The organism is Haemophilus sp. UMB1048, from assembly GCF_030218125.1.
In the GTDB taxonomy this organism is placed as follows: domain Bacteria; phylum Pseudomonadota; class Gammaproteobacteria; order Enterobacterales; family Pasteurellaceae; genus Haemophilus_D.
Genome location: NZ_JASOPB010000001.1, coordinates 1 through 23,584, shown reverse-complemented (window position 1 = coordinate 23,584; position 23,584 = coordinate 1). Strand labels below are relative to the sequence as shown.

Below are 23,584 nucleotides of genomic sequence, written 5' to 3'. Positions count from 1 at the left end.
ATGAATAAAAAACTACTTATCCCACTTATTATTTTTCTAGCTGTCGTTGTGGCATTTTTAGTTCAACTTGGACGCAATGCACAAGGTGATGATCCGAAAGCGTTAGAGTCTGCCCTAGTAGGAAAACCTGTGCCGCAGAAAACATTAACGGATTTATTGGAAAATAAAACCTACGGTAATGAAATTTTCCAACAAGGTAAACCAATTCTCTTAAATGTGTGGGCGACTTGGTGTCCAACTTGTTATGCAGAACATCAATATTTGAATCAATTAGCTAAACAAGGCGTGACAATCATAGGTTTAGACTATAAAGATGAATCGCCAAAAGCGATGAAATGGCTGAAAGATTTAGGTAACCCTTACAGTCTTGTGCTTAAAGATGAAAAAGGCTCTTTTGCATTAGATTTAGGTGTTTATGGCGCACCGGAAACATTTATTGTAGATGGTAAAGGTGTGATTCATTATCGCTTAGCGGGGGATGTGAATGAACGCGTTTGGACTGAGACCTTAAAACCGATTTATGACAAACTCGCGGAGAAACCATAATGAAAAAATCATGGCTTTTTTTAACCGCACTTTTGGTGAGTATCTCGGCGACGGCTTCTATTGATGCATTGAATTTTGCTTCACCAGAGCAAGAAAAGGACTATCATCAATTAACGCAAGAATTGCGTTGTCCACAATGTCAAAATAATAATATTGCCGATTCTAATGCAACCATTGCCGTAGATATGCGTGGCAAAGTGTTTGAATTGTTGCAAGAAGGCAAAAATCGACATGAAGTTGTCGATTATATGATTCAACGTTATGGCAATTTTGTGACTTATGATCCACCAATGACGACATCAACAATCGTATTATGGATTGCCCCAATTTTGTTAGTGTTGATTGGCATTTTATTTATATTTAAACGTAAATCAAAAAGCCCAAGTGCGGTCAATTCTGACGCGATTTTAGATGATGAAGAGAATGCACGTTTATCGGCTTTACTCAAAGAAAAGGATAAATAATGAATTTTGCATTAAGTATTATTGTGCTCACTTTAGTGGTGGCATTGATTTGTTTTTATCCATTGTTGCGTTCTGTTAAAGCAAAAGAAGATAAAAAGCGTGATGAGTTAAATAAAGCCCTGTATTTTTCTCGCTTAAAAGAGATAGAGCAAGATAATCAGCAAGGCTTAGTAGAGAACGTTGAACAACTTAAACAAGAGCTACAAAAGACATTATTAGAAGATATTCCTCAACAAGAAACACAAACGATCGATAATAATGCCAAAAATTACGGTAAGTTATGGTTTGTTTCTGGTTTATTAGGTTTGGCCATTATTGCAGCAGGAGCTTATTTTCCTTTGGGATCTTGGAAAGCCGAGGATATGATGGAAAAAACATTGGCAAAATTACCTTACTTCTTTGAACGAATTAAAGAAGAAGACACAAACCCAATGACGGATGCAGAAATGCAGCAATTTTCGACCGCACTTCGTTTGGATTTACAAAAAACACCAAAGGATGCTAAAAAATGGTGGTTATTAGGTCAGGTAGGGATGAATTTAGGTAATGGAAAATTAGCCTTTGATAGTTACCAACAAGCGAATAAACTTGAGCCGGATAATTTAGATTATAAGCTTTCTTATGCGCGTATGTTAATGTCTTCTGAAGATCAAACGGATAAACTGAAAGGTAATCAACTTTTACGTGAAATTATTCGTCAAGATCATTCTAATCCAGAAGCATTAAGTTTACTAGCTTTCAGTTATTTTGAGGGTGAGGATTATAAAATGGCTGCCGTCACCTGGGCTATGATGCTACGTTTATTGGAGCCAGATGATCCTCGCGTGCCAATGCTTGAGAAAAGTATTCGTGCAGCACGTGATGCGCTCGCTTTACAGGAAGAAGAAAAAGCAAAAAGTATCACACCGGAGAAATAATGAAACCTCAATTATTAGGTTTTCACCATATTGCGATTATTGCTTCGAACTATGCACGTTCGAAGTATTTTTATATGGAGATTTTAGGGGCGAAACAGCTAAATGAAACTTATCGGGCAGAACGAGATAGTTATAAATTAGATTTAAGTTTTCCTGATGGGAGTCTAATTGAGTTATTTTCATTTCCAAATCCGCCTCAAAGAGTAACAAATTCTGAAGCTTGTGGTTTACGGCATTTAGCATTCAAAGTAGAAAGTATTGATGAATATGTCGCTTATCTTTTAGAAAAAGGCGTCTCTTGTGAGTCAATTCGGGTTGATGAATTAACCGGAATGAAGTACACTTTCTTCCGAGACCCGGATTATTTACCCATCGAATTATACGAAAACAATTATTAACTTAGGGAATCGCATTAGTATTATGAGTCATATTAAGAAAAAAATTGGGATTTACTCATTTTGTATTTTGGCATCATCAGCTGTTTTAGCCGAAGGTAGTAGTGTTGTATATGCAACGAAAATGAAGACACCTGAAAATAATGTTTCTGAAAGTAATGTTTCTGAAACCGTGAAATATATTGATGGGAAAGGACAGCGAAGTTTAGATCCTAAATCTGAAAAAGATATGGAAGAACTGGCTAATAGTGTTGAATTTGAGGTATATAAATTTAATGAAGCTGCGGCATCAAAAACAACGTTTCTTTCACCCGCGGGGATTTGTAGCGGTTTTAAAAGTGATGATGGCGTAGATGTCACTAATACCAGTAATTATTACATCAAACCTAATGATGCCAGTGAGTATTATGGTAGTGTGTTAGGGGCAACGATTTATAAAAAAGGTGAGACAAAACATTCACAGTATGTGCCTGTTTATGCAATCCGAAATGCGAATGTAGCGAAATACATTGAGCAAAATGAAGATCCAAACATTAGAAAAAAAGCAAATGCGCGGATTAAAGAAGGCAGAGAAACACTCAATAAAGTAGTTTGTGATAAAAGGTAACGTTATGAAAAAATTAATTTCTATTGCAGCATTATCTGTTTTAACAGCTTGTACAGCACCTCAGGAAGCTTCAAGTATTGGTAATGGTGCAGCGATGTATGATATGAATTCCGTACAAGATTACAATGCTCGAGTAACAAGTGGTAATACTGTCACTGCTCGAGAAAAAGCTAAAGTTGCACAAAGAGATAGCGTTCCAAATGAAATGAATGCGAGTGATCATCGTTCTAAACATACAGGTTATTCTCGCATTCCTGTAGCAATAATGCCGAGTGTCGGTGTTGGTTATTGCCATCACTGCTGGTAATTAAATGACTAAAAAATTAACCGTACTTGAAAAAGTGCGGTTATTTTTTTATCTGTTTATAAGCCTAAAATATATTTCACAAAAGGAATTGTCAGATTTCGTTTAGCTTGCAACGAGGCTTTATCGAGTTGAACTAATGCCTCTTTTAATGTCGCCATATCTCGCTCTAAACGAGTAAATATAAAATTGGCAGTATCATCTGAAAGCATAATGCCTCGCTGATGGGCATTTTGTTTCAATACAGCGAGTTTTTGTTCATCGCTGAGTGGAATCAATTGATAACTTTCTCCCCATTTTAAGCGAGAAGCCAGATCTGGTAATTTAACGGGGAGAGCAGTAGGAGATTGCTCTGCACTGACAACCAATAAGGTTTTACCATTAGCTTTAATACGATTAAAGAGATCAAACAAAGCTATTTCCCATTCTGAATTTCCAATAACTGCTTGTAAATCATCCAGGCAAACCAACTCTTGCTGTTCTAAATGTTCAAAAACCGCAGTGGAGAAATATTGTGATTTGCTCAATGGAACATAAATCGCACTACGTTGTTGCTGAATATATTCATTACAGAGTGCGCGTAACAGATGAGTTTTTCCGACGCTTTGGCTGCCCCAGAGATAGAAGAATTGCTGTTGTAAATCAGCCATATTTTGACGCAAAGAATTGAGCAATAATGCATTATTATCGCTATAAAAATTCTCAAGCGTTTCATCATCAATTTGATGAATAGGTAAAGAAAGTTGCTGATTCACGGATTAACGAGTTGATTTAAAATAAAAAAAAGAAAGGGCTAAATTTTCATTTAACCCTTTTGTTTGGGAAGTTTTATTCTACTTCATTTTTTGCTTTTGGCAAAATCAAGTTCAGTACAATCGCGACGATAGCACAAAGACTGATACCTTTTAGGGAAACAGCATCGCCAACGTTGACAAACATATTACCGATCCCGAAAGTCATCACCACAGAAATGATGCAAAGGTTGCGAGGTTCAGTTACATCCACTTTACCTTTAATTAAGGTACTCATCCCGACAACGGCAATCGAACCGAATACTAACATCATAATACCACCCATTACGATGGTTGGGATAGTAGAAAGGAATGCACCTACTTTACCACAGAAGGAAATTGCAATTGCCCATACTGCAGCCCAAGTCATAATATTTGGATTAAAGTTGCGAGTTAGCATTACAGCACCCGTTACTTCAGCATAAGTGGTATTTGGTGGACCACCTACTAATGACGCTGCAGCCGTTGCAACACCATCGCCTAATAAGGTGCGGTGTAAGCCTGGTTTTTTAAGGAAATCTTTACCTGTTACAGAACTGATTGCCATAATCCCACCAACGTGTTCAACGGCTGGTGCGATAGCAATGGGGAGCATATAAAGAATGGCTTCTAAATTAAATTCTGGTTTGGTTAACTGAGGTAATTCAAACCATTTTGCGTCTAAAACAGGTTGGAAGTTAATTAATCCTAGGAATAAACAAACCACATAGCCAGCAACGATACCAAACATAATTGGAATCAGTTTCATCATACCTTTAGCAAATACCGCAACAGAAAGGGTAGTGACTAAGGTAATCATCGAAACCAATACCGAATGCTCATAGCTATATGCACTGTTTTTACCTAATGCCATATCCACAGCAACAGGTGCAAGTCCCATACCAATAATGATAATTACGGGACCGACAACAACAGGCGGGAAGATACGCTCAAGCGCAGCACTACCACGTAATTTTACTAAGGTTGATAGTGCGAAATAGACTAAACCCGCACAAGCAAGTCCGCCCATTGTGGTTGGAATGCCCCAAGTTTGTACGCCATATTGAATAGGCGCAATAAAGGCAAAAGAGGAGGCTAAAAAAATAGGAACCTGTTTACCGGTACAAAGTTGGAAAAGTAGTGTACCAATACCTGCGGTAAGAAGGGCTGTATTAGAATTTAATCCAGTGATTAAAGGAACTAATACTAAGGCGCCAAAGGCAACAAATAACATCTGTAAACCGACAAACGCTTGTTTGCCCATGCTTTGCACCTCAACAGGTGCGGTTGTAGTTTGATTACTCATTTAGTTTCAACTCTCGGTTTGAATTAACTGAAAGTGCGGTCGGTTTTAATGCTTTTTAGCTTTTGTGTTTTCACGCACGGAAAAAAGACGGCTATAAATGCCGTCTTATTAAAAGGGAATTATTTCGTCCCAAAAATCTTATCGCCTGCATCCCCCAAGCCTGGAATGATGTAGCCTTGTTCATTTAAGTGATCATCAATCGATGCGCAATAAAGTTCGATATCCGGATGTGCTTTTTCTAATGCTTTAATCCCTTCTGGTGCCGCGACTAATACTAATACTTTGATATGTTGGCAACCTTTTGCTTTTAATAGATCAATTGTAGAGATCATTGAACCACCCGTTGCAAGCATTGGATCCACAACGATAGCTAAACGTTCTTCTAAGTCACTGGCTAGTTTTTGGAAATAAGGGACGGGTTCAAGAGTTTCTTCATTACGATAAATCCCGACTACACTGATGCGAGCACTAGGAACATGTTCTAAAACGCCATCCATCATGCCGAGGCCTGCACGTAAAATTGGTACAACAGTAACTTTTTTACCTTTGATACGGTCGATTTCAACAGGACCGTTCCAACCTTCGATAATCACTTTTTCTGTTTCGAGATCGGCTGTCGCTTCATAGGTGAGTAAGCTGCCCACTTCTGTTGCAAGTTCACGGAATTTTTTAGTATCAATATCAGCTTCGCGCATCACGCCTAATTTATGTTTAACAAGCGGATGTTTTACTTCAACGAGTTTCATCTTTTTTCTCCCTTTAAAAAACAAATCGGAGAATTTTATATCAGAAATATTCAATTGCCTAGTATTTTTATTATGACAGTTGGGTATAAAAACAATTAAAAAATTAATCGCACTTTGATGAAATACATTCTCAACACTGGTCATAAAGCTAATGGCTCTCTTATTCACTCTCTTATAAATATTCACATTATTTTCCCCGCTAAAGGAAATCATTTAATGAAAATAAAAATGCGGTCAAAAAAGATAATGGATTTTTTATAAATAAAAAGCGGCTAATTACTTAGCCGCTTTTGCATGATAATAAACCTAGTTAAGCTGTTTTTTTCGGTTTGAAGAAAATCATCGTAAAGATTTGCCAGAAGAAGGCTAGTGCACCGAAGATGAATACCACATCACCACCTAAACGAACCCAACGTAAGGTATCGAATAATGGTTGTTGCATAAATTCTTCACTACGCGCATACCATAAGCCTTCAGAGATACTTGCATAACCTTGAATAATACCGATTGGTAATAAGCTTGATACGATCATTAATACTAAACCGCCATTTAATAACCAGAAGCCCCATTTCATTAACTTATCGTTAAATGGTGTATCTGGACGTAAATAACGAGCAATTAAGAACACGAAACCTAATGCTAAGAAACCATACACACCGAATAATGCTGCGTGAGCGTGAACGGCAGTGGTGTTCAAGCCTTGGATATAGTAAAGCGAAATTGGTGGATTGATTAAGAAACCAAATACGCCAGCACCTAACATATTCCAGAACGCTACGGCTACGAAGCAGTAAAGAGGCCATTTTAAGCGTTCCATCCAAGGTGTTTTTTGTTGCATTTCCCAGTGTTCCCAAGCTTCATGACCTAATAACACTAATGGAACCACTTCAAGTGCAGAGAATGACGCACCTACTGCGATAATTGGTGTAGTTGCACCTGCGAAGTATAGGTGGTGGAACGTACCAGGGATACCACCGATTAAGAATAATGCCGCTTCAGTAATAGTTGCTACAGTCGCAGTACGACGAGAAACTAAACCTAAACTTACGAAGATGAATGAGAGTGCCGCTACAGAGAATACTTCAAAGAAGCCTTCTACCCATAGGTGAACGACCCACCAACGCCAGTATTCCATCACAGAAATGTGAGTGTGCTCGCCGTAGAATAATGCAGGGCCATAGAATAAGCCGATTGCAATGACAGAAGCGAAGAATAACGCTAATAAGTTTTTGTCTCCTGGTTGTTTAAATGCGTTCACTGTACCGCGAAGCATTAAGACTAACCAGAATAAGATACCAGCGAATTTCACCGCTTGCCAGAAACGACCTAAGTCAATGAACTCATAGCCTTGGTGGCCGAACATGAAGCTCCATTCTTCTGGAAGAATATGTGCAATTGCTAAATAACTTCCGGTGAATGAACCGACGACTAATACCACTAATGCCCAGAATAAAACATCTACGCCCAATTTTTGGAATTTCGGATCTTTACCACCATTGATGATCGGTGCCAGGAATAAACCGCCAGCTAAGAATGCCATTGCAATCCAGAATAATGCCGCTTGAATATGCCATGTACGCACTAATGAATAAGGTAAGTATTGAGAGATATCAATACCATAGAATTCTTGACCTTCAACAGTATAGTGAGCAACAATCGCCCCTAAATTCACTTGCAGTAAGAATAATGCAAGCACCGTAAAGAGATATTTACCTAATGCGCGTTGAGAAGGGGTTAACTGTAGTTTTGTGAGGGGATCAACTTCCGGAATCGGTGGATCTTGTTCATCTTCACGTTTTTTGAATGACCAAATCCATACCACGAAACCAATACCAGCAATGAGGAATACCACACTCGCAATAGACCAAACCACGTTTTCTGGTGTTGGTACATTGTTGATTAACGGCTCATGTGGCCAGTTGTTGGTATAACTTGCATTTGTATTTGGACGTTCTGCAGAGGCAGTCCATGCTGTCCAGAAGAAGAATTTAGTTAAGTCTTTACGTGCTTGTAAGTCAGGAAGGGTATTATCCTTCATCGCAAAGTGTTCACGAGTCACTTTGGTTGCAGGATCATCACCATATAAAGAAATGTAGTATTGTGCTGTTTTTTCCATTGCCGCTAAACGGGTGTTTGAAAGCACAACAGTACCGTTTTCAACTTTGCTACCACGATATTCTTTGGTTAAACGCGCTTTTAATAACGTTTGCTGTTCATCATTTAAATCAGCAAAGTTTTTACCAAATTCTTGGTTCGCTGTAATATCCAACCAGTTAGTTAATTCACGGTGAAGCCAATCTGCTGTCCAGTCTGGTGCTTGGTATGCCCCATGACCCCAAACAGATCCCACTTGCATACCACCAGTGGTTTGCCAAGCGGTTTGACCATGTAAAATTTCATCGTGAGTAATCACTTTTTCACCTGATTCTGAAACATATTGTTGCGGAATTGGTGGTGCTTCACGATAAACTTCGAACCCATAGTAACCGAGAATGGAGAATGCTCCAATTAATACGGCGACTAATAGGTACCAGAACTTTTTATACTGTCCCATTTTATCACTCCTAGATGATTAAAAAATATGATGCCATGATGGTTAACTTTCCGAGAATAGCCATCAAGGGCTAGATTTTACGCGAAGTAAAATACCTGAGCAATTATATCGACTATCAAGTGATGAAAATATTACCTAAAACTGAGTAATTTAATCGGGTAATAGGAAATGCTAACTAAAAAGATAAAAAAAACGGCCAAAAACCTATTGATTTTGACCGCACTTTATTTGAAGAGGGGATTAACGTTTAAACATGCCGCCTAAACCGCCAAGGCCACCTAAGCCGCCTCCGCCCATTAAGCCTTGCATGCCACGCATCATCTTCGCCATGCCGCCTTTGCGCATTTTCTTCATCATACGTTGCATTTCATCAAATTGTTTCAGCAACTTATTCACATCTTGAACTTGTGTACCAGAACCTAATGCAATGCGACGACGGCGAGATCCTTTGATAATGTCTGGATTGGCACGTTCTTTTAAGGTCATGGAATTAATGATGGCTTCCATTTTGATAAACATTTTGTCATCTACTTGATTTTTGACATGATCTGGTAAGTTTTTCGCACCCGGTAATTTTTCAAGCATCGACATCATGCCGCCCATTTTTTTCATCTCACGGAGCTGTTCACGGAAATCGTCTAGGGTGAAATCATCACCTTTCTTGAATTTCTGTGCCATTTTTTCCGCTTTTTCGCGATCCACCGAACGTTCAAGATCTTCGATAAGGGAAAGCACATCACCCATACCTAAAATACGCGACGCTACGCGATCAGGATGGAATGGCTCGAGGGCTTCTGTTTTTTCGCCCACACCAAGGAATTTAATCGGTTTACCCGTAATTTGACGAATAGATAAGGCCGCACCACCACGCGCATCACCATCCACTTTGGTTAAGATAACCCCAGTAAGTGGCAAGGCTTCATTGAAGGCTTTTGCTGTATTTGCTGCATCTTGACCGGTCATTGCATCAACCGTGAAAAGAGTCTCGATTGGATTTAATGTTGCGTGAACTTGCTTGATTTCATCCATCATCTCGCTATCAACGTGTAAGCGACCCGCCGTATCCACGATTAATACATCGTAGAATTTGAGTTTAGCGTCAGCAAGTGCCGCTTTGGCAATCTCTACCGGTTTTTGTTTAACATCAGATGGAAAGAAATCCACACCAACAGATTGTGCTAAGGTCTCAAGCTGTTTGATTGCTGCAGGACGATATACGTCGGCAGATACTACAAGCACTTTCTTTTTATGACGTTCGCGTAAGAATTTTGCTAATTTACCCACGCTGGTGGTTTTACCCGCACCTTGTAAACCCGCCATTAAAATAACTGCAGGTGGCTGTGTTGCTAGGTTTAAGCTCTCATTGGCTTCACCCATGGCTTTTTCGAGTTCACGTTGAACGATTTTTAAGAACTCTTGGCCTGGTGTTAAGCTTTTATTAACTTCTTCGCCTAATGCGCTTTCTTTTACTTTAGCAATAAATTCACGTACGACAGGCAAAGCAACGTCTGCTTCTAATAATGCCATGCGTACTTCGCGTAGGGTTTCTTTAATATTATCTTCAGTTAAACGCCCTTTACCGCTAATGTTGCGTAGCGTTTTGGAAAGGCGATCCGATAAATTCTCAAACATTTTAAATCCTGTTTTTTCTTAAAAAAATTGCCGTGATTATACCGAAATTTGGGCGTTTTTCATCATTTCAAATAAAATTATGGCGATCTAGAGAAAAGATCCGTTAAAATAAGAATAATTCCTAGTAAAGAGAAAGCATTATGTGGTTTGCCCTTTTTTCGATTATTTTTTACATTCTTAGTTTATTGTTGATCGCCCCATTTTTGATGAACTCATCAGAAGGGAAGTTGAGTCAAAGTAAAATCCCGTTTTTTCTGACCGCACTTACAGCAATTGTTCTGCATGCAGTCAGCACGTTCCCTCTGTTAGAGGATCTTGCCTCAGGGCAGAGTTTTACGCTAATGCAAATCGCTTCCTTAATGAGCGTAACTATTGCGGCATTGGCGACACTTTCAATGTTTCTCGTTTCCACGATGTGGTTTGTTTTACCGATAGTGTATGCGTTTTCGATCATTAGCTTGATCTTTGCGACATTCTTATCAAGCCACATTATTCAAATGCTTAATCAAAATACATTGATGTTATTCCATATTGGTTTGTCGCTCTTTACCTATGCGGTTTGTTTTATTGCAACACTTTATGTGATCCAGTTGGTATGGTTAGATCGCAATTTGAAAAAACGTAAAATCCAATTTTCACCAGCAATTCCGCCATTGATGGCGGTAGAACGTCATTTCTTCTGTTTATTTACGATGGGGGAAGCATTACTGACACTCACTTTAATTTCTGGTACTTATCATGTGTTGCAAGCAGTGACCCCAGAAAATCTGCACAAAGCGATTTTTTCTTTCCTTGCTTGGATTAGTTTTGGTATTGCTTGTTTTGGTCATTGGCGATTAGGCTGGCGTGGAAAAAGGATGATTATTTACGCAATTTCAGGTATCATTCTGCTCACGATTGGCTATTTTGGTAGCCGCTTGATTTAGTAAGAATCAAAGAACAAGTAAAAAGTGCGGTAAAAAATGACCGCACTTTTTGTTGATTAACGAACAAAAGGACTTTCCCTTGGACAGTATTCCCCTTAGTACTTTATTTATTACACTGATTATCTGTTTAATTTTATCTGCCTATTTTTCCGGCTCAGAAACTGGCTTACTCTCTCTCAATAAATATCGTCTTCGCTTTCTGGCGGAACAAGGCAATAAAGGTGCGCAAAAAGCAGAAAAACTGCTTGAAAAGCCGGATACCTTGTTAAGTTTCATTTTGATCTTTAATAACCTTGTGAATATCAGCGCTTCCGCTATTGCAACCATGATTGGTATGCGTTTATATGGTGATGCGGGGGTAGCAATCGCAACGGGTTTATTAACCTTTGCAATGCTTGTTTTTTCTGAAATTTTCCCTAAAACGGTTGCGGCGATGCACCCAGAGAAAGTGGGATTATTTTCAAGTCACATTTTGTCGCTATTGTTAAAAGTGTTCTATCCATTAGTTTGGTTGATGAATATTTTTACGAAAACCTTAATGCGAATGGTCGGCTTAAAACCTGATTTACAAAAACAAGTGATTAGCCGTGAAGAACTTCGTAGTATTGTATCGGAAGCGGGAGAAGCTACTCCAGATGAACAGCATCCACAAATGTTGCTCTCTATTTTAGATATGGAAACGGTGACTGTCGACGATATCATGGTACCACGTAATGAAATTGCTGGGATTGATATCGATGATGATTGGAAAGCCATTATGCGCCAACTTAATCATGCACCACATAACCGAATTGTGTTGTATAAAGGCAGCCTTGATGAGCAAGTATTAGGGATTTTGCGTGTGCGTGAAGCGTTTCGTTTGTTATTAGAAAAAAATGAATTTACCAAAGAAACCTTATTACGCGCCGTCGATGAAGTGTATTTCATTCCTGAAGGTACTCCGCTTAAAACACAATTAGATAATTTCCGTACGAAAAAAGAACGTATTGGTTTAGTGGTGGATGAATATGGTGATATTAAAGGGTTAGTCACACTTGAAGATATTTTGGAAGAAATTGTAGGTGATTTCACCACTTCCATGGCACCATCTATTGAGCAAGAAGTGGTGCATCAATCTGATGGTTCAATGATTATTGACGGTTCGGCGAATCTTCGTGATTTAAATAAAATGTTTGGTTGGGAATTAGATACGGAAGATGCACGCACCTTTAATGGTTTGATTCTTGAGCATCTTGAAGATATTCCTGATGAAGGGACGGTTTGTGAAATTGATGGCTTGAAAATTACGATTTTGGAAGTCAGCGATAATATGATTAAACAAGCGAAAGTGGAGAAGTTAGCGTCATAAACGCCAGATTTTCTGACCACACTTTTAGCTTAAAGGGTATGTGATTTTAGCAAGGATTTAGCATGACGGATGAGATTCGTTTAACACAATATAGCCACGGCGCAGGTTGAGGCTGTAAAATTTCGCCTAAGGTGTTAGGGACAATTTTACAGACAGAAATCGAAAAATTTACCGACCCTAATTTATTGGTCGGGAACGAAACAGCGGATGATGCAGCGGTTTATGATCTTGGTAATGGTACTGCAATTATCAGTACCACAGATTTCTTTATGCCGATTGTGGACGATCCTTTTGATTTTGGCCGTATTGCGGCAACCAACGCCATTAGTGACATTTTCGCAATGGGCGGTAAGCCGATTATGGCAATTGCCATTTTAGGTTTCCCCATCAATAAATTGCCGGCAGAAGTGGCACAGAAAATAGTTGATGGTGGTCGTTTTGCTTGTCATCAAGCGGGGATTTCGCTAGCTGGCGGACACTCGATTGATGCGCCAGAACCCATTTTTGGTTTAGCCGTAACAGGCGTGATTGCTACCGATCGTGTAAAACGTAATGCCTCAGCAGAAGCAAATTGTAAGCTTTATTTAACCAAGCCATTAGGTATCGGTGTACTGACTACCGCAGAGAAAAAAGGCAAATTAAAACCAGAACATCAAGGGTTGGCAACGGCAGCCATGTGCCAAATGAATCTGATTGGTAGCCAATTTGCGGAAGTGGCAGGTGTCACTGCCATGACAGATGTAACTGGCTTTGGTTTGTTAGGGCACTTGGCTGAAATCTGTGAAGGCTCAAATCTTAATGCGGTTGTGCATTTTGATAAAATCAAATTATTAGATGGCGTAGCGGATTATATTGCTGAAGGTTGTGTACCAGGTGGAACCAACCGTAACTTTGAAAGCTATGGTCATAAAATCAGTCCTCTTACGGATTATCAAAAGGCAGTACTTTGCGATCCTCAAACTTCAGGTGGCTTGTTGATTGCGGTTAAGCCTGAAAGTGAAGCAGAAATCTTAGAGATTGCGAAAAAAGCCGGTATCGAGCTTAGCGAGGTTGGTGTATTGAAACCTCACCAAGAAGGTGTGCTGGTAGAAGTCGAATAAATCATTTTCGTCAAAATAAAAAGTGCGGTGAAATTCACCGCACTTTTTTATTCTTTATTTTCCTTGTTTTCTTTGTTGTTGGAATACATCGAGTCAATAATATGACGATAACGTTCCATAATCACTTTTCGGCGTAATTTTAGCGTAGGCGTGATTTCACCAAGTTTGACGCTAAACGCTTGAGAGAGTAGCGTAAATTTCTTCACTTGCTCGAAGTGCGCCAATTCTTTTTGAAGACTTTCGATACGTTGTTCAAACATCTTGATAATTTCAGAGTGTTTGAGTAATTCCATGCGATCTTGATACTTAATATTCAGTTTTTTCGCATATTCTTCTACGCTATCAAAACAAGGCACGATCAACGCTGAAACATATTTTTTGGCATCAGCAATAATCGCAATTTGTTCGATAAATTTATCTTTGCCAATTTTACCTTCGATGTATTGTGGCGCAATGTATTTGCCGTTAGAGGTTTTCATCAATTCTTTAATACGATCGGTAATAAATAAATTACCTTCAGCATCAAATTCACCCGCATCTCCCGTTTTCAAGAAGCCATCTTCGGTTAAAGCTTGAGCCGTTTCTTCTGGCTTTTTATAGTAACCTTTCATCACCATGCCGCCACGCACCAGAATCTCGTTATTTTCACCAATTTTAACTTCGGTATTTGGCATCAATTTACCGATAGAATTCGGATTAAAATGATGGTCATCCCAGCAAGAAACGGTTGCCGTGGTTTCTGTCATACCGTAACCGAGTTTGATATTAATCCCAATGCTATGGAAGAAAAGGCCAATGCTTGGTTCTAATTTTGCGCCACCGCAAGGCATCATTTTAATACGTCCGCCTAACAATGAACGTAGCTTAGAAAGTACCATTTTATCGGCCAATGCATAGCGTTTTTGCAAGAAGAACGGGACTTTTTTATTTTGAGAGAGAAGATCAAAACGTTTTTGTCCCACTGCAATTGCCCAGTGGAAAATCATCTGACGAATAAAAGGGGCTTTTTGGACTTTATCCAGTACAGCAGAATAAATTTTTTCATAGAAACGCGGTACCGCACACATAAAGGTTGGGCGCACTTCCGTTAATGCTTCACGTACTTGATTGGTGTCTTCGAGATAACAAAGGATTGCTCCGCGATGTAACACATAGGCAACCCAAGCACGCTCAAAAATATGGCTAAATGGTAAAAAAGAAAGTGAAACCTCATCTTGATTAACATCTAAGGCAATATCATGGGCTTCAAGTTGATGTGCCAAGTTACTGTAATCAAGCATGACGCCTTTCGGTTCACCCGTTGTACCAGAGGTATAGATGATCGTGAATAAATCATCCATCGTTTTACTTGCTAAGCGAGTTTCAAATTCAGTTTGGAATTCTTCTGTACCTAATTGAATTAAATCGTCCCAATGGCAAGAAAGAGTGTTTTCACTCAATTGAATTTGTTCTTTCATGGCCACAATTTTTTGTAATTGTGGACACTGATGCGCAATTTCTAACGCTTGATCATATTGTTCTTGATCACCGACAAACAGAATTTTGACATCGGCATGATTTAAAATAAATTCAGCTTGTTGTGCGGTATTTGTTGCATAAATTGGAACGGTGATGGCACGGACTTGAAGCGCCGCAATATCTGCGATTGTCCAACGTGACATATTGTTCGCAAAAATTGCAATTTTATCTTGTACTTGAATATTGCAAGCAAGAAAAGCTAATGAAAGCTGATCAAGCTGTTGTTGAAATGCGTTCCATGAAATATCTTTCCATAAGCCATTAATTTTATGGCGAAGTGCGGTTGCATTTTGACGAGTTTTTGCCTGTTGGCGAATTCGATTGACGAAATGACGTTCTAAATTCATATAAGCCTTATTTGAGCGAACAACTGTACGCTAATATAAACGAAATAAATTTAAAATCTAGTGAAATGTTGTTATTTTGTGAATATAGAATAAATAATAGACATATTTATTTTTCTATTTTTATCTCCGGATGAGAAATAAAGAATTTAAAAATATTGATTAAGTGAAATGGATAGGAAATAAAAAAACCGCTCTGAAAGAGCGGTTAATTTTTTAGGTATTTTGATTAGCCTTTGTAGTTGTAAACGTGTGCAACTAAGTCTAATACTTTGTTTGAGTAACCAGTTTCGTTATCGTACCAAGATACTAATTTAACGAAAGAATCAGTTAATGCGATACCTGCATCAGCATCAAATACAGAAGTTAAAGCACAACCGTTGAAGTCTGTAGAAACTACTGCATCTTCAGTGTAACCTAAAACGCCTTTTAATTCGCCGTTGAAAGTTTTACCTTCAGCTGCATCTTTGATTGCTTGTTTGATTTGTTCGTAAGTTGCTGGTTTTTCTAAGTTTACAGTTAAGTCAACTACAGAAACGTTTGGAGTAGGAACACGGAACGCCATACCAGTTAATTTACCGTTTAATGCTGGTAATACTTTACCCACTGCTTTCGCTGCACCGGTAGATGAAGGGATGATGTTTTGTGCCGCACCACGACCACCGCGCCAGTCTTTAGCTGATGGACCATCAACAGTTTTTTGAGTTGCTGTGGTTGCGTGAACTGTAGTCATTAAACCATCTTTGATACCGAAAGTTTCGTGAACAACACGTGCTAAAGGTGCTAAACAGTTTGTAGTACAAGAAGCGTTAGACACGATGTCTTGACCTGCGTATGCACCGAAGTTTACACCACGTACGAACATTGGTGTGCTATCTTTAGAAGGACCTGTTAATACGACTTTTTTCGCACCAGCAGTGATGTGTTTGCGTGCTGTTTCATCAGTTAAGAATAAACCTGTTGCTTCAACTGCAACATCAACGCCAATCGCACCCCAGTTAAGGTTTGCAGGATCACGTTCAGAAGTAACACGGATAGTTTTACCGTTTACTACTAAGTTACCGTCTTTAACTTCAACAGTACCGTCAAAACGACCGTGAGTTGAATCGTATTTCAACATGTAAGCCATGTATTCAACGTCGATTAAGTCGTTGATACCTACAACTTCGATGTCATCGCGATGTTGTGCTGCACGGAATACGATACGACCGATACGGCCGAAACCGTTGATACCAATTTTAATAGCCATAAGATTTTCACCTTCTATTTTTCTAAGTTAAACAAAATCGTTGCTCTAACGAGTTCCCGTGGATTATAGCATGGGCATTTTGATAAAAAAAAGGGTATATACCACTTTTTTGTGATCTCGATCACTTTTTAACAATTTGGTAAAACAAATGAAAATTTGACCGCACTTTTCATTTTCTTTTTGTATAATAAAAACAAACAACAAGAAGAGGTTTCAATTATGTCTCAAGGTAATTTATATATTCTTTCTGCACCAAGTGGGGCAGGCAAGTCATCATTAATTTCGGCATTATTAGAAAAAAATCAAGGCACGAAAAAAATGGTGTCTATTTCACACACAACGCGTTCACCTCGTCCAGGCGAAAGCCATGGTGTGCATTACTATTTTGTTTCAGTAGACGAATTTGAAACCTTAATTGAAAAAGGCCACTTCTTAGAATATGCAAAAGTGTTTGGCGGTAATTATTACGGCACTTCATTGCCAGCAATTGAAGAAAACTTAGCAAAAGGCATTGATGTGTTTTTAGATATTGACTGGCAAGGTGCGCAGCAAATTCGTCAAAAAGTACCGTCTGTAAAAAGCATTTTCATTTTGCCACCGTCATTGCCAGAATTAGAGCGTCGCTTGGTTGGACGCGGACAGGATAGCAAAGAGGTCATTGCTGAGCGAATGTCAAAAGCAATCAGCGAAATTTCGCATTATGATGAATATGATTATGTTATTGTGAACGATAATTTTGAACAGGCATTGGCAGATTTACAAAGCATTTTGCAGGCAGAACGCTTGACCAAAGCTTATCAACAGACAGAAAATGCAGACTTAATTCAACAGCTACTAGCAAAATAAGCTTGAATTGAGTACAATATTTTCCCTTTATAGACATTATTTTTAACATCGGAGTAAAACATGGCTCGAGTGACTGTGCAAGATGCAGTAGAAAAAATTGGTAACCGTTTTGATTTAATTTTAACCGCCGCTCGTCGTGCGAGACAATTAGAGTTACATCAAAGTGAGCCGTTAGTGCCGGAAGATAACGATAAACCAACTGTAATCGCATTACGTGAAATCGAAAAAGGGTTAATCAACCAAGAAATCATGGATGCAAAAGAGTATTTAGATGCGGCAGCTTATCAACGTAACGAAGAAGTGGCAGTAGCGTTAATCGCAGAATAATCTCATTAAAGTGCGGTCAAAATTAAAGTATTTTGATCGCCTAGTCTTTCTCTCTACAAAAAGTCAGGTGTCCTTTGGAATTGTTTGCAGATTTAGATCGAATTATTCAGGGGTATTTGCCCACCGATAAAATTGAATTAATCAAACGTGCATTCGTCATTGCGCGAGATGCTCACGAAGGACAATTTCGCTCAAGCGGCGAACCTTACATTACTCACCCTGTTGCGGTAGCCTCAATCATTGCAGAAATGCATTTAGACCATGAAGCAATCATGGCTGCGTTGTTGCATGATGTTATCGAAGATACCCCTTATACCGAATCCCAGTTAAAAGATGAATTTGGTGCTAGCGTAGCTGAAATTGTTGACGGCGTATCTAAACTAGATAAATTGAAATTCCGTACCCGCCAAGAAGCACAGGTTGAAAACTTCCGCAAAATGATTTTAGCGATGACTCGAGATATTCGCGTTGTCTTAATCAAACTGGCTGACCGTACCCATAATATGCGAACATTGGGCTCATTACGTCCAGATAAACGTCGTCGTATCGCAAAAGAAACCTTAGAGATTTACTGTCCATTAGCCCACCGTTTAGGCATCGAGCATATCAAGAATGAATTAGAAGATTTATCTTTTGAAGCAATGCATCCTCGCCGTTATGAAGTACTTAAAAAGCTCGTCGAACAAGCGCGTGGTTCTCGTCAAGAATTGATTCAACGCATTTCTAATGATATTTCACAACGTCTTGATAATGTAGGCATTACAAATCGTATTTGGGGACGTGAAAAACATCTCTATAAAATCTATCAAAAAATGCGCATGAAAGATCAAAAATTCCATTCTATTATGGATATTTATGCTTTCCGCGTTATTGTGAATTCGGTTGATGATTGCTATCGAGGATTGGGGCAAATGCATAGTTTGTATAAGCCTCGCCCTGGTAAAGTGAAGGATTATATTGCTGTGCCACGTGCAAATGGCTACCAAGCACTACAAACCTCAATGATTGGCCCTCATGGGGTGCCCGTAGAAGTTCATCTTCAGACTGAAGAAATGGAACAGGTGGCTGAAATGGGCGTTACCGCTCATTGGGTGTATAAAGAAGGTGGTAAAAACGATAGCACCACAGCTCAAGTACGCGCACAACGTTGGTTGCAAAGCTTAGTGGATATTCAACAAAACGTAGGTAACTCCTTTGAGTTTATTGAGAACGTAAAATCTGAGTTTTTCCCGAAAGAAATCTATGTCTTTACGCCGAAAGGTCGTATCGTTGAATTACCAATGGGCGCAACAGCTGTTGATTTTGCTTATGCAGTGCATTCTGATGTGGGAAATCATTGTGTTGCTGCAGTAGTAGAGCATAAACCTTATCCGTTATCACAAGCTTTAGAATCTGGTCAAACCGTTGAGATTGTGACCAGTGAAAATACTCATCCAAGCGTTAGCTGGTTAAACTTTGTAGTGACGGCTCGCGCAAGAACCCGTATTCGTCATTTCTTAAAATTATTGCGTGCAGATGATGCGGTTCAGATGGGCAAAAAACAGCTAGAAATGGCTTTGAAACCTCATTATCTCTCTGAAGTTTCTGAAGATAAAATCCAAGCGTTACTAAATGAATTGAACCTCTCAAGTCTCAATGAGCTTTTTGAGGAAATTGGTGTGGGTAATCAAATGTCGAGTGTCATTGCCCATCAATTAATGGATGAGGCCATTGAAATTGATGTGGATGGTGTGTCTGAAAATACGCAAAGCACACTAACATTGAGCCGAGATGGCGAAATGAAAGCATCTTTCGCTCAATGTTGTCATCCAATTCCGGGTGATCCGATCGTGGCATTAAGTACTGCGAAGAAAGGTGTGGTTGTACATCATCAAGCTTGTTCTAATTTAACGTCAGGTAATGCCAAAGATTTCACCGCGGCAAAATGGGAAGAGGCTGAAAGTGCGGTCAATTTTGATGCCGAATTACACATTGAAATGCTTAATGAACAAAATGTATTAGGTAGCCTCATGACAGCAGTCGCGACTTGTGAAAGTAATATTCAAAGTATTTGGACTGAAGAATTAGAGAATAATGTGTTATTAGTCATTATCCAAGTTGGCGCAAGAGATATCTATCATTTAGAAAACATTATGCGAAAAATCAAACAAATTACCAGTGTGACTCGTCTGAAGCGCAATATTAATGAAGCATAATGAGCACACAACTTCTTGATGCCGTTCCTTTAACTACTTTGTCTGGTGTGGGAGCGGCAATTTCCGATAAATTAAGCCGTATTGGAATTCATAATCTCCAAGACTTACTTTTTCATTTACCTATCCGTTATGAAGATCGCACGAGAATTACTCCTATTGCCGATCTTCGCCCTGAACAATATGCCACCATTGAAGGGGTTGTCCAAACCTGTGAAGTTGCCTTTGGGCGCCGTCCTATTTTAACCGTTAGTCTCTCTGATGGAACGAGCAAGATTATGCTCCGTTTCTTCAATTTTAATGCGGGGATGAAAAACAGTTTTCAGATTGGTACGCGCGTCAAAGCGTTTGGCGAAATTAAACGTGGACGCTTTATGGCGGAAATTCATCATCCTGAATATCAAATCATACGAGATAATGCGCCATTGGTTTTAGAGGAAACGCTCACGCCTATCTATTCCACAACGGAAGGTTTAAAACAAAATTCATTACGTAAGCTAACCGATCAAGCATTGGCTTTACTCGATAAAATCCAATTAACGGAAATTTTACCTAATGAATTTAATCCACATCCTTTTAGCCTAAAAGAGGCTATTCGATTTTTGCATCGTCCACCGCCAGATATCTCATTAGATATTTTGGAGAAAGGACAACATCCCGCACAACAACGACTTATCTTTGAAGAGCTCCTTGCACATAATCTTGCGATGCAAAAAGTGCGGTTGGGTACGCAGCAGTTTTTAGCGTTGCCATTGCATTATCAAACCGATTTGAAGCAACGTTTTCTTGCATCTTTGCCTTTTCAACCAACGAATGCCCAAAATAGAGTCGTGGCGGATATTGAACAGGATTTAGCGAAAGATTATCCGATGATGCGACTTGTTCAGGGCGACGTAGGTTCAGGAAAAACATTGGTAGCAGCATTAGCCGCCTTATTAGCGATTGATAATGGCAAACAAGTGGCTTTAATGGCACCAACGGAAATTTTAGCTGAACAGCATGCGAATAATTTCCGCCGTTGGTTAGAGCCTTTGGGTATTGAAGTAGGCTGGTTAGCAGGTAAGGTGAAAGGGAAAGCTCGTCAAGCCGAATTGGAAAAGATTAAATCGGGTGCGGTACAAATGGTGGTCGGCACGCATGCTTTGTTCCAAGAGGAAGTGGAATTTGCGGATTTAGCCTTGGTGATTATTGACGAACAGCATCGTTTTGGTGTACATCAACGTTTGATGTTGAGAGAAAAAGGCGAAAAAGCAGGATTCTATCCACACCAACTGATTATGACAGCAACGCCAATCCCAAGAACCTTAGCAATGACGGTTTATGCTGATCTTGATACTTCTATTATTGATGAATTACCTCCAGGTAGAACACCGATTACGACAGTGGTTATTTCAGAAGAGCGTCGAGATGAAATCGTTGCTCGAGTTAAAAATGCCTGTATTAATGAAAAGCGTCAGGCTTATTGGGTTTGTACGTTAATTGATGAATCTGAAGTATTAGAAGCGCAAGCAGCAGAGGCAATTTGGGAAGATTTAACGAAAGCGTTACCGATGCTTAAAATTGGTCTTGTACATGGGCGAATGAAACCGCAAGAAAAACAAGATATTATGACTGATTTTAAAAAAGCAGAACTCGATTTACTTGTGGCTACAACCGTGATCGAAGTGGGCGTGGATGTGCCGAATGCCAGTCTAATGATCATTGAAAATGCAGAGCGTTTGGGCTTATCACAACTCCATCAGTTACGTGGACGCGTAGGGCGTGGCAGTACGGCGTCTTTTTGTGTCTTAATGTATAAACCGCCATTGGGTAAAATTTCACAAAAACGTTTACAGGTATTACGCGATAGCCAAGATGGTTTTGTGATTTCAGAAAAAGATTTAGAAATTCGTGGTCCTGGTGAAGTGTTGGGCACAAAACAGACAGGGATTGCTGAATTTAAAGTAGCTAATTTAATGCGCGATCGCAAAATGATCCCAACAGTTCAACATTATGCTAAAGCATTAATTGTTAAATATCCGGATGTGGCAGAAAGTTTAATCCGTCGTTGGCTCAGCAATCGAGAAATTTATTCGAATGCCTAAAGAGCGGCTATTTTTGAAAGAGTTTTATAAATGAACAAATCAACGGTACTTTTCTTTGATTCAGGAATGGGGGGCTTGAGTGTTTATCGGGAAGCGAAAAAGCTCATGCCAGATAACCATTATTTGTATTGCTTTGACAATGCGGGTTTCCCCTATTCAGAAAAATCAGAAGAAACAATCATTCAGCGAACATTGGATATTTGTAAAAAAATTAATAAGGATTATCCACTTGATGCCATTGTGATTGCTTGCAATACCGCGAGTACGGTGGTGTTACCACCTTTGCGTGAACAATTTTCTATTCCAATTGTAGGAACCGTACCAGCTATTAAGCCTGCAGCAGAAATTTCACAAACGAAACATATTGGGCTGTTGGCGACAAAGGGTACGGTTAAACGCCCTTATGTTAATGATCTTATTCATCAGTTTGCCTCTCATTGTATAGTTGAACGATTAGGCTCAACTAAACTGGTTGAAATCGCAGAGCATAAAATCCAAGGGAAATCGGTCGATTTGATTGCATTGAAAAATGAATTAAGTCCTTGGGCTTCAATAGAGAACTTAGATACGATTTGTTTAGGCTGTACCCATTTCCCTTTAATAAAAGATGAAATACAAATTTGCTTACCTCAAGTGAAGAATTTTATGGATCCAGGATTCGCCATTGCCAAGCGATTGCAGTTCTTACTTAATAAATTAGAAGTGCGGTCACAATCAGAGGTAAAAAATCAGGTTTTTTGTACGCAAGATGTAGAGAATAAACACCAATTAGAACAAGCGTTGGCTCTCTGGGGATTTGATGGTATTACCGTTTTAAAATGATTTTTTCTCGTCATGTTGGTGCGTTTGTAAGCAAATAGCAAAAAAATTTACATTTTTTTACAAAAAGATCTTGCAAAGGCGTCTGAAATGCCTATAATACGCCCCACACAACGACGCGCCGTTGTGAATCTTAAGAAAAACCGGTGCGTCGTTATTTTTTGCTCTTTAACAATATATCAGACAATCTGTGTGGGCACTTGTTGATTGACTTGTTTTAAAAATATTTTTTAATTTTGAAGTCTTAATAGGTGCTAACTAGAAATTCATTATACTTTTTTAAGTAGTGACATTTTATGTCAGCAGTATTGAGCGATTGAACTTGAATTGAAGAGTTTGATCATGGCTCAGATTGAACGCTGGCGGCAGGCTTAACACATGCAAGTCGAACGGTAACATAAAGAAGCTTGCTTCTTTGATGACGAGTGGCGGACGGGTGAGTAATGCTTGGGAATCTAGCTTATGGAGGGGGATAACTACGGGAAACTGTAGCTAATACCGCGTAATATCGAAAGATTAAAGTGTGGGACCTTCGGGCCACATGCCATAGGATGAGCCCAAGTGGGATTAGGTAGTTGGTGAGGTAAAGG

General features: G+C 39.2%; 21 protein-coding genes and 1 rRNA gene. 15 read left to right on the top strand and 7 right to left on the bottom strand.

Annotated features, from left to right (window positions below):
- From QP437_RS00110 to QP437_RS00085, 6 genes are read left to right on the top strand one after another with little or no spacing between them, the layout of a single operon-like run.
- Window positions 1-546, top strand: a complete 546-nt coding sequence (locus QP437_RS00110; protein WP_014063987.1) for a DsbE family thiol:disulfide interchange protein — start codon at window positions 1-3, stop codon at window positions 544-546.
- Window positions 546-1,010 (top strand): cytochrome c-type biogenesis protein, encoded by a 465-nt coding sequence (locus tag QP437_RS00105; protein ID WP_285266543.1) that lies wholly within the window; start codon window positions 546-548, stop codon window positions 1,008-1,010. Before QP437_RS00110 ends, QP437_RS00105 begins: the two co-directional genes overlap by 1 nt.
- Window positions 1,010-1,927: a c-type cytochrome biogenesis protein CcmI gene (ccmI, locus tag QP437_RS00100; protein WP_285266542.1), complete on the top strand. Its 918-nt coding sequence runs from the start codon at window positions 1,010-1,012 to the stop codon at window positions 1,925-1,927. The genes QP437_RS00105 and ccmI overlap by 1 nt, the downstream gene beginning before the upstream one ends.
- Window positions 1,927-2,325 (top strand): VOC family protein, encoded by a 399-nt coding sequence (locus tag QP437_RS00095; protein ID WP_285266541.1) that lies wholly within the window; start codon window positions 1,927-1,929, stop codon window positions 2,323-2,325. The genes ccmI and QP437_RS00095 overlap by 1 nt, the downstream gene beginning before the upstream one ends.
- Before the next feature lie 22 nt (window positions 2,326-2,347).
- Complete coding sequence (locus QP437_RS00090; protein ID WP_285266540.1) at window positions 2,348-2,929, top strand: hypothetical protein; 582 nt, start codon at window positions 2,348-2,350, stop codon at window positions 2,927-2,929.
- A complete protein-coding gene (locus tag QP437_RS00085) occupies window positions 2,916-3,236 on the top strand; it encodes a hypothetical protein (protein ID WP_285266539.1) in 321 nt (106 codons plus the stop codon). Before QP437_RS00090 ends, QP437_RS00085 begins: the two co-directional genes overlap by 14 nt.
- A 56-nt stretch (window positions 3,237-3,292) precedes the next feature.
- On the opposite strand, the gene hda is transcribed toward QP437_RS00085, so the two are convergent.
- The 5 genes from hda to ffh form a co-directional block, all read right to left on the bottom strand.
- Complete coding sequence (gene hda, locus QP437_RS00080) at window positions 3,293-3,988, bottom strand: DnaA regulatory inactivator Hda (protein ID WP_285266538.1); 696 nt, start codon at window positions 3,986-3,988, stop codon at window positions 3,293-3,295.
- Window positions 3,989-4,061: 73 nt separating this feature from the next.
- The gene (locus QP437_RS00075; protein WP_111314834.1) at window positions 4,062-5,309 is read right to left on the bottom strand and encodes an NCS2 family protein; all 1,248 of its coding nucleotides are present in this window, start codon (window positions 5,307-5,309) and stop codon (window positions 4,062-4,064) included.
- Window positions 5,310-5,428: 119 nt separating this feature from the next.
- A complete protein-coding gene (upp, locus tag QP437_RS00070) occupies window positions 5,429-6,055 on the bottom strand; it encodes a uracil phosphoribosyltransferase (protein ID WP_014063981.1) in 627 nt (208 codons plus the stop codon).
- A gap of 310 nt (window positions 6,056-6,365) precedes the next feature.
- On the bottom strand, window positions 6,366-8,609 hold the full coding sequence (locus QP437_RS00065; RefSeq protein WP_054419631.1) for a nitric-oxide reductase large subunit: 2,244 nt from the start codon (window positions 8,607-8,609) through the stop codon (window positions 6,366-6,368).
- Window positions 8,610-8,849: 240 nt separating this feature from the next.
- On the bottom strand, window positions 8,850-10,241 hold the full coding sequence (gene ffh / locus QP437_RS00060; RefSeq protein WP_005698426.1) for a signal recognition particle protein: 1,392 nt from the start codon (window positions 10,239-10,241) through the stop codon (window positions 8,850-8,852).
- Window positions 10,242-10,381: 140 nt separating this feature from the next.
- Between ffh and QP437_RS00055 the strand changes: the two genes are divergently transcribed.
- The 3 genes from QP437_RS00055 (at window position 10,382) to selD (ending at window position 13,615) form a co-directional block, all read left to right on the top strand.
- Window positions 10,382-11,167, top strand: coding sequence for an inner membrane protein YpjD (locus QP437_RS00055; protein WP_285266537.1), 786 nt, complete (start codon window positions 10,382-10,384; stop codon window positions 11,165-11,167).
- Between the two features lie 79 nt (window positions 11,168-11,246).
- Window positions 11,247-12,515: an HlyC/CorC family transporter gene (locus tag QP437_RS00050; protein ID WP_285266536.1), complete on the top strand. Its 1,269-nt coding sequence runs from the start codon at window positions 11,247-11,249 to the stop codon at window positions 12,513-12,515.
- Between the two features lie 62 nt (window positions 12,516-12,577).
- A complete protein-coding gene (gene selD / locus QP437_RS00045; protein WP_285266535.1) occupies window positions 12,578-13,615 on the top strand; it encodes a selenide, water dikinase SelD in 1,038 nt (345 codons plus the stop codon).
- A 47-nt stretch (window positions 13,616-13,662) separates the two neighbouring features.
- Here selD and QP437_RS00040 read toward each other — a convergent pair whose 3' ends face one another.
- The gene (locus tag QP437_RS00040; RefSeq protein ID WP_285266534.1) at window positions 13,663-15,480 is read right to left on the bottom strand and encodes a long-chain fatty acid--CoA ligase; all 1,818 of its coding nucleotides are present in this window, start codon (window positions 15,478-15,480) and stop codon (window positions 13,663-13,665) included.
- 226 nt (window positions 15,481-15,706) lie between these two features.
- Window positions 15,707-16,726 (bottom strand): type I glyceraldehyde-3-phosphate dehydrogenase, encoded by a 1,020-nt coding sequence (gene gap / locus QP437_RS00035; RefSeq protein WP_014063969.1) that lies wholly within the window; start codon window positions 16,724-16,726, stop codon window positions 15,707-15,709.
- Window positions 16,727-16,945: 219 nt separating this feature from the next.
- On the opposite strand from gap, the gene gmk reads away from it, so the two are divergent.
- The 6 genes from gmk to QP437_RS00005 all read left to right on the top strand — a co-directional run.
- A complete protein-coding gene (gene gmk, locus QP437_RS00030) occupies window positions 16,946-17,572 on the top strand; it encodes a guanylate kinase (protein WP_285266533.1) in 627 nt (208 codons plus the stop codon).
- A gap of 60 nt (window positions 17,573-17,632) precedes the next feature.
- Window positions 17,633-17,899 carry a DNA-directed RNA polymerase subunit omega gene (rpoZ, locus tag QP437_RS00025; RefSeq protein ID WP_285266532.1) on the top strand — a complete coding sequence of 89 codons (267 nt, stop codon included), beginning with the start codon at window positions 17,633-17,635 and terminating at the stop codon, window positions 17,897-17,899.
- 74 nt (window positions 17,900-17,973) lie between these two features.
- Window positions 17,974-20,094, top strand: a complete 2,121-nt coding sequence (spoT, locus tag QP437_RS00020; protein ID WP_285266531.1) for a bifunctional GTP diphosphokinase/guanosine-3',5'-bis pyrophosphate 3'-pyrophosphohydrolase — start codon at window positions 17,974-17,976, stop codon at window positions 20,092-20,094.
- Window positions 20,094-22,175, top strand: a complete 2,082-nt coding sequence (recG, locus tag QP437_RS00015; RefSeq protein WP_285266530.1) for an ATP-dependent DNA helicase RecG — start codon at window positions 20,094-20,096, stop codon at window positions 22,173-22,175. Before spoT ends, recG begins: the two co-directional genes overlap by 1 nt.
- A gap of 30 nt (window positions 22,176-22,205) precedes the next feature.
- Window positions 22,206-22,997 (top strand): glutamate racemase, encoded by a 792-nt coding sequence (gene murI, locus QP437_RS00010; RefSeq protein WP_285266529.1) that lies wholly within the window; start codon window positions 22,206-22,208, stop codon window positions 22,995-22,997.
- A gap of 321 nt (window positions 22,998-23,318) precedes the next feature.
- Window positions 23,319-23,584: ribosomal RNA gene (locus QP437_RS00005) — 16S ribosomal RNA — on the top strand; the annotation flags it as partial.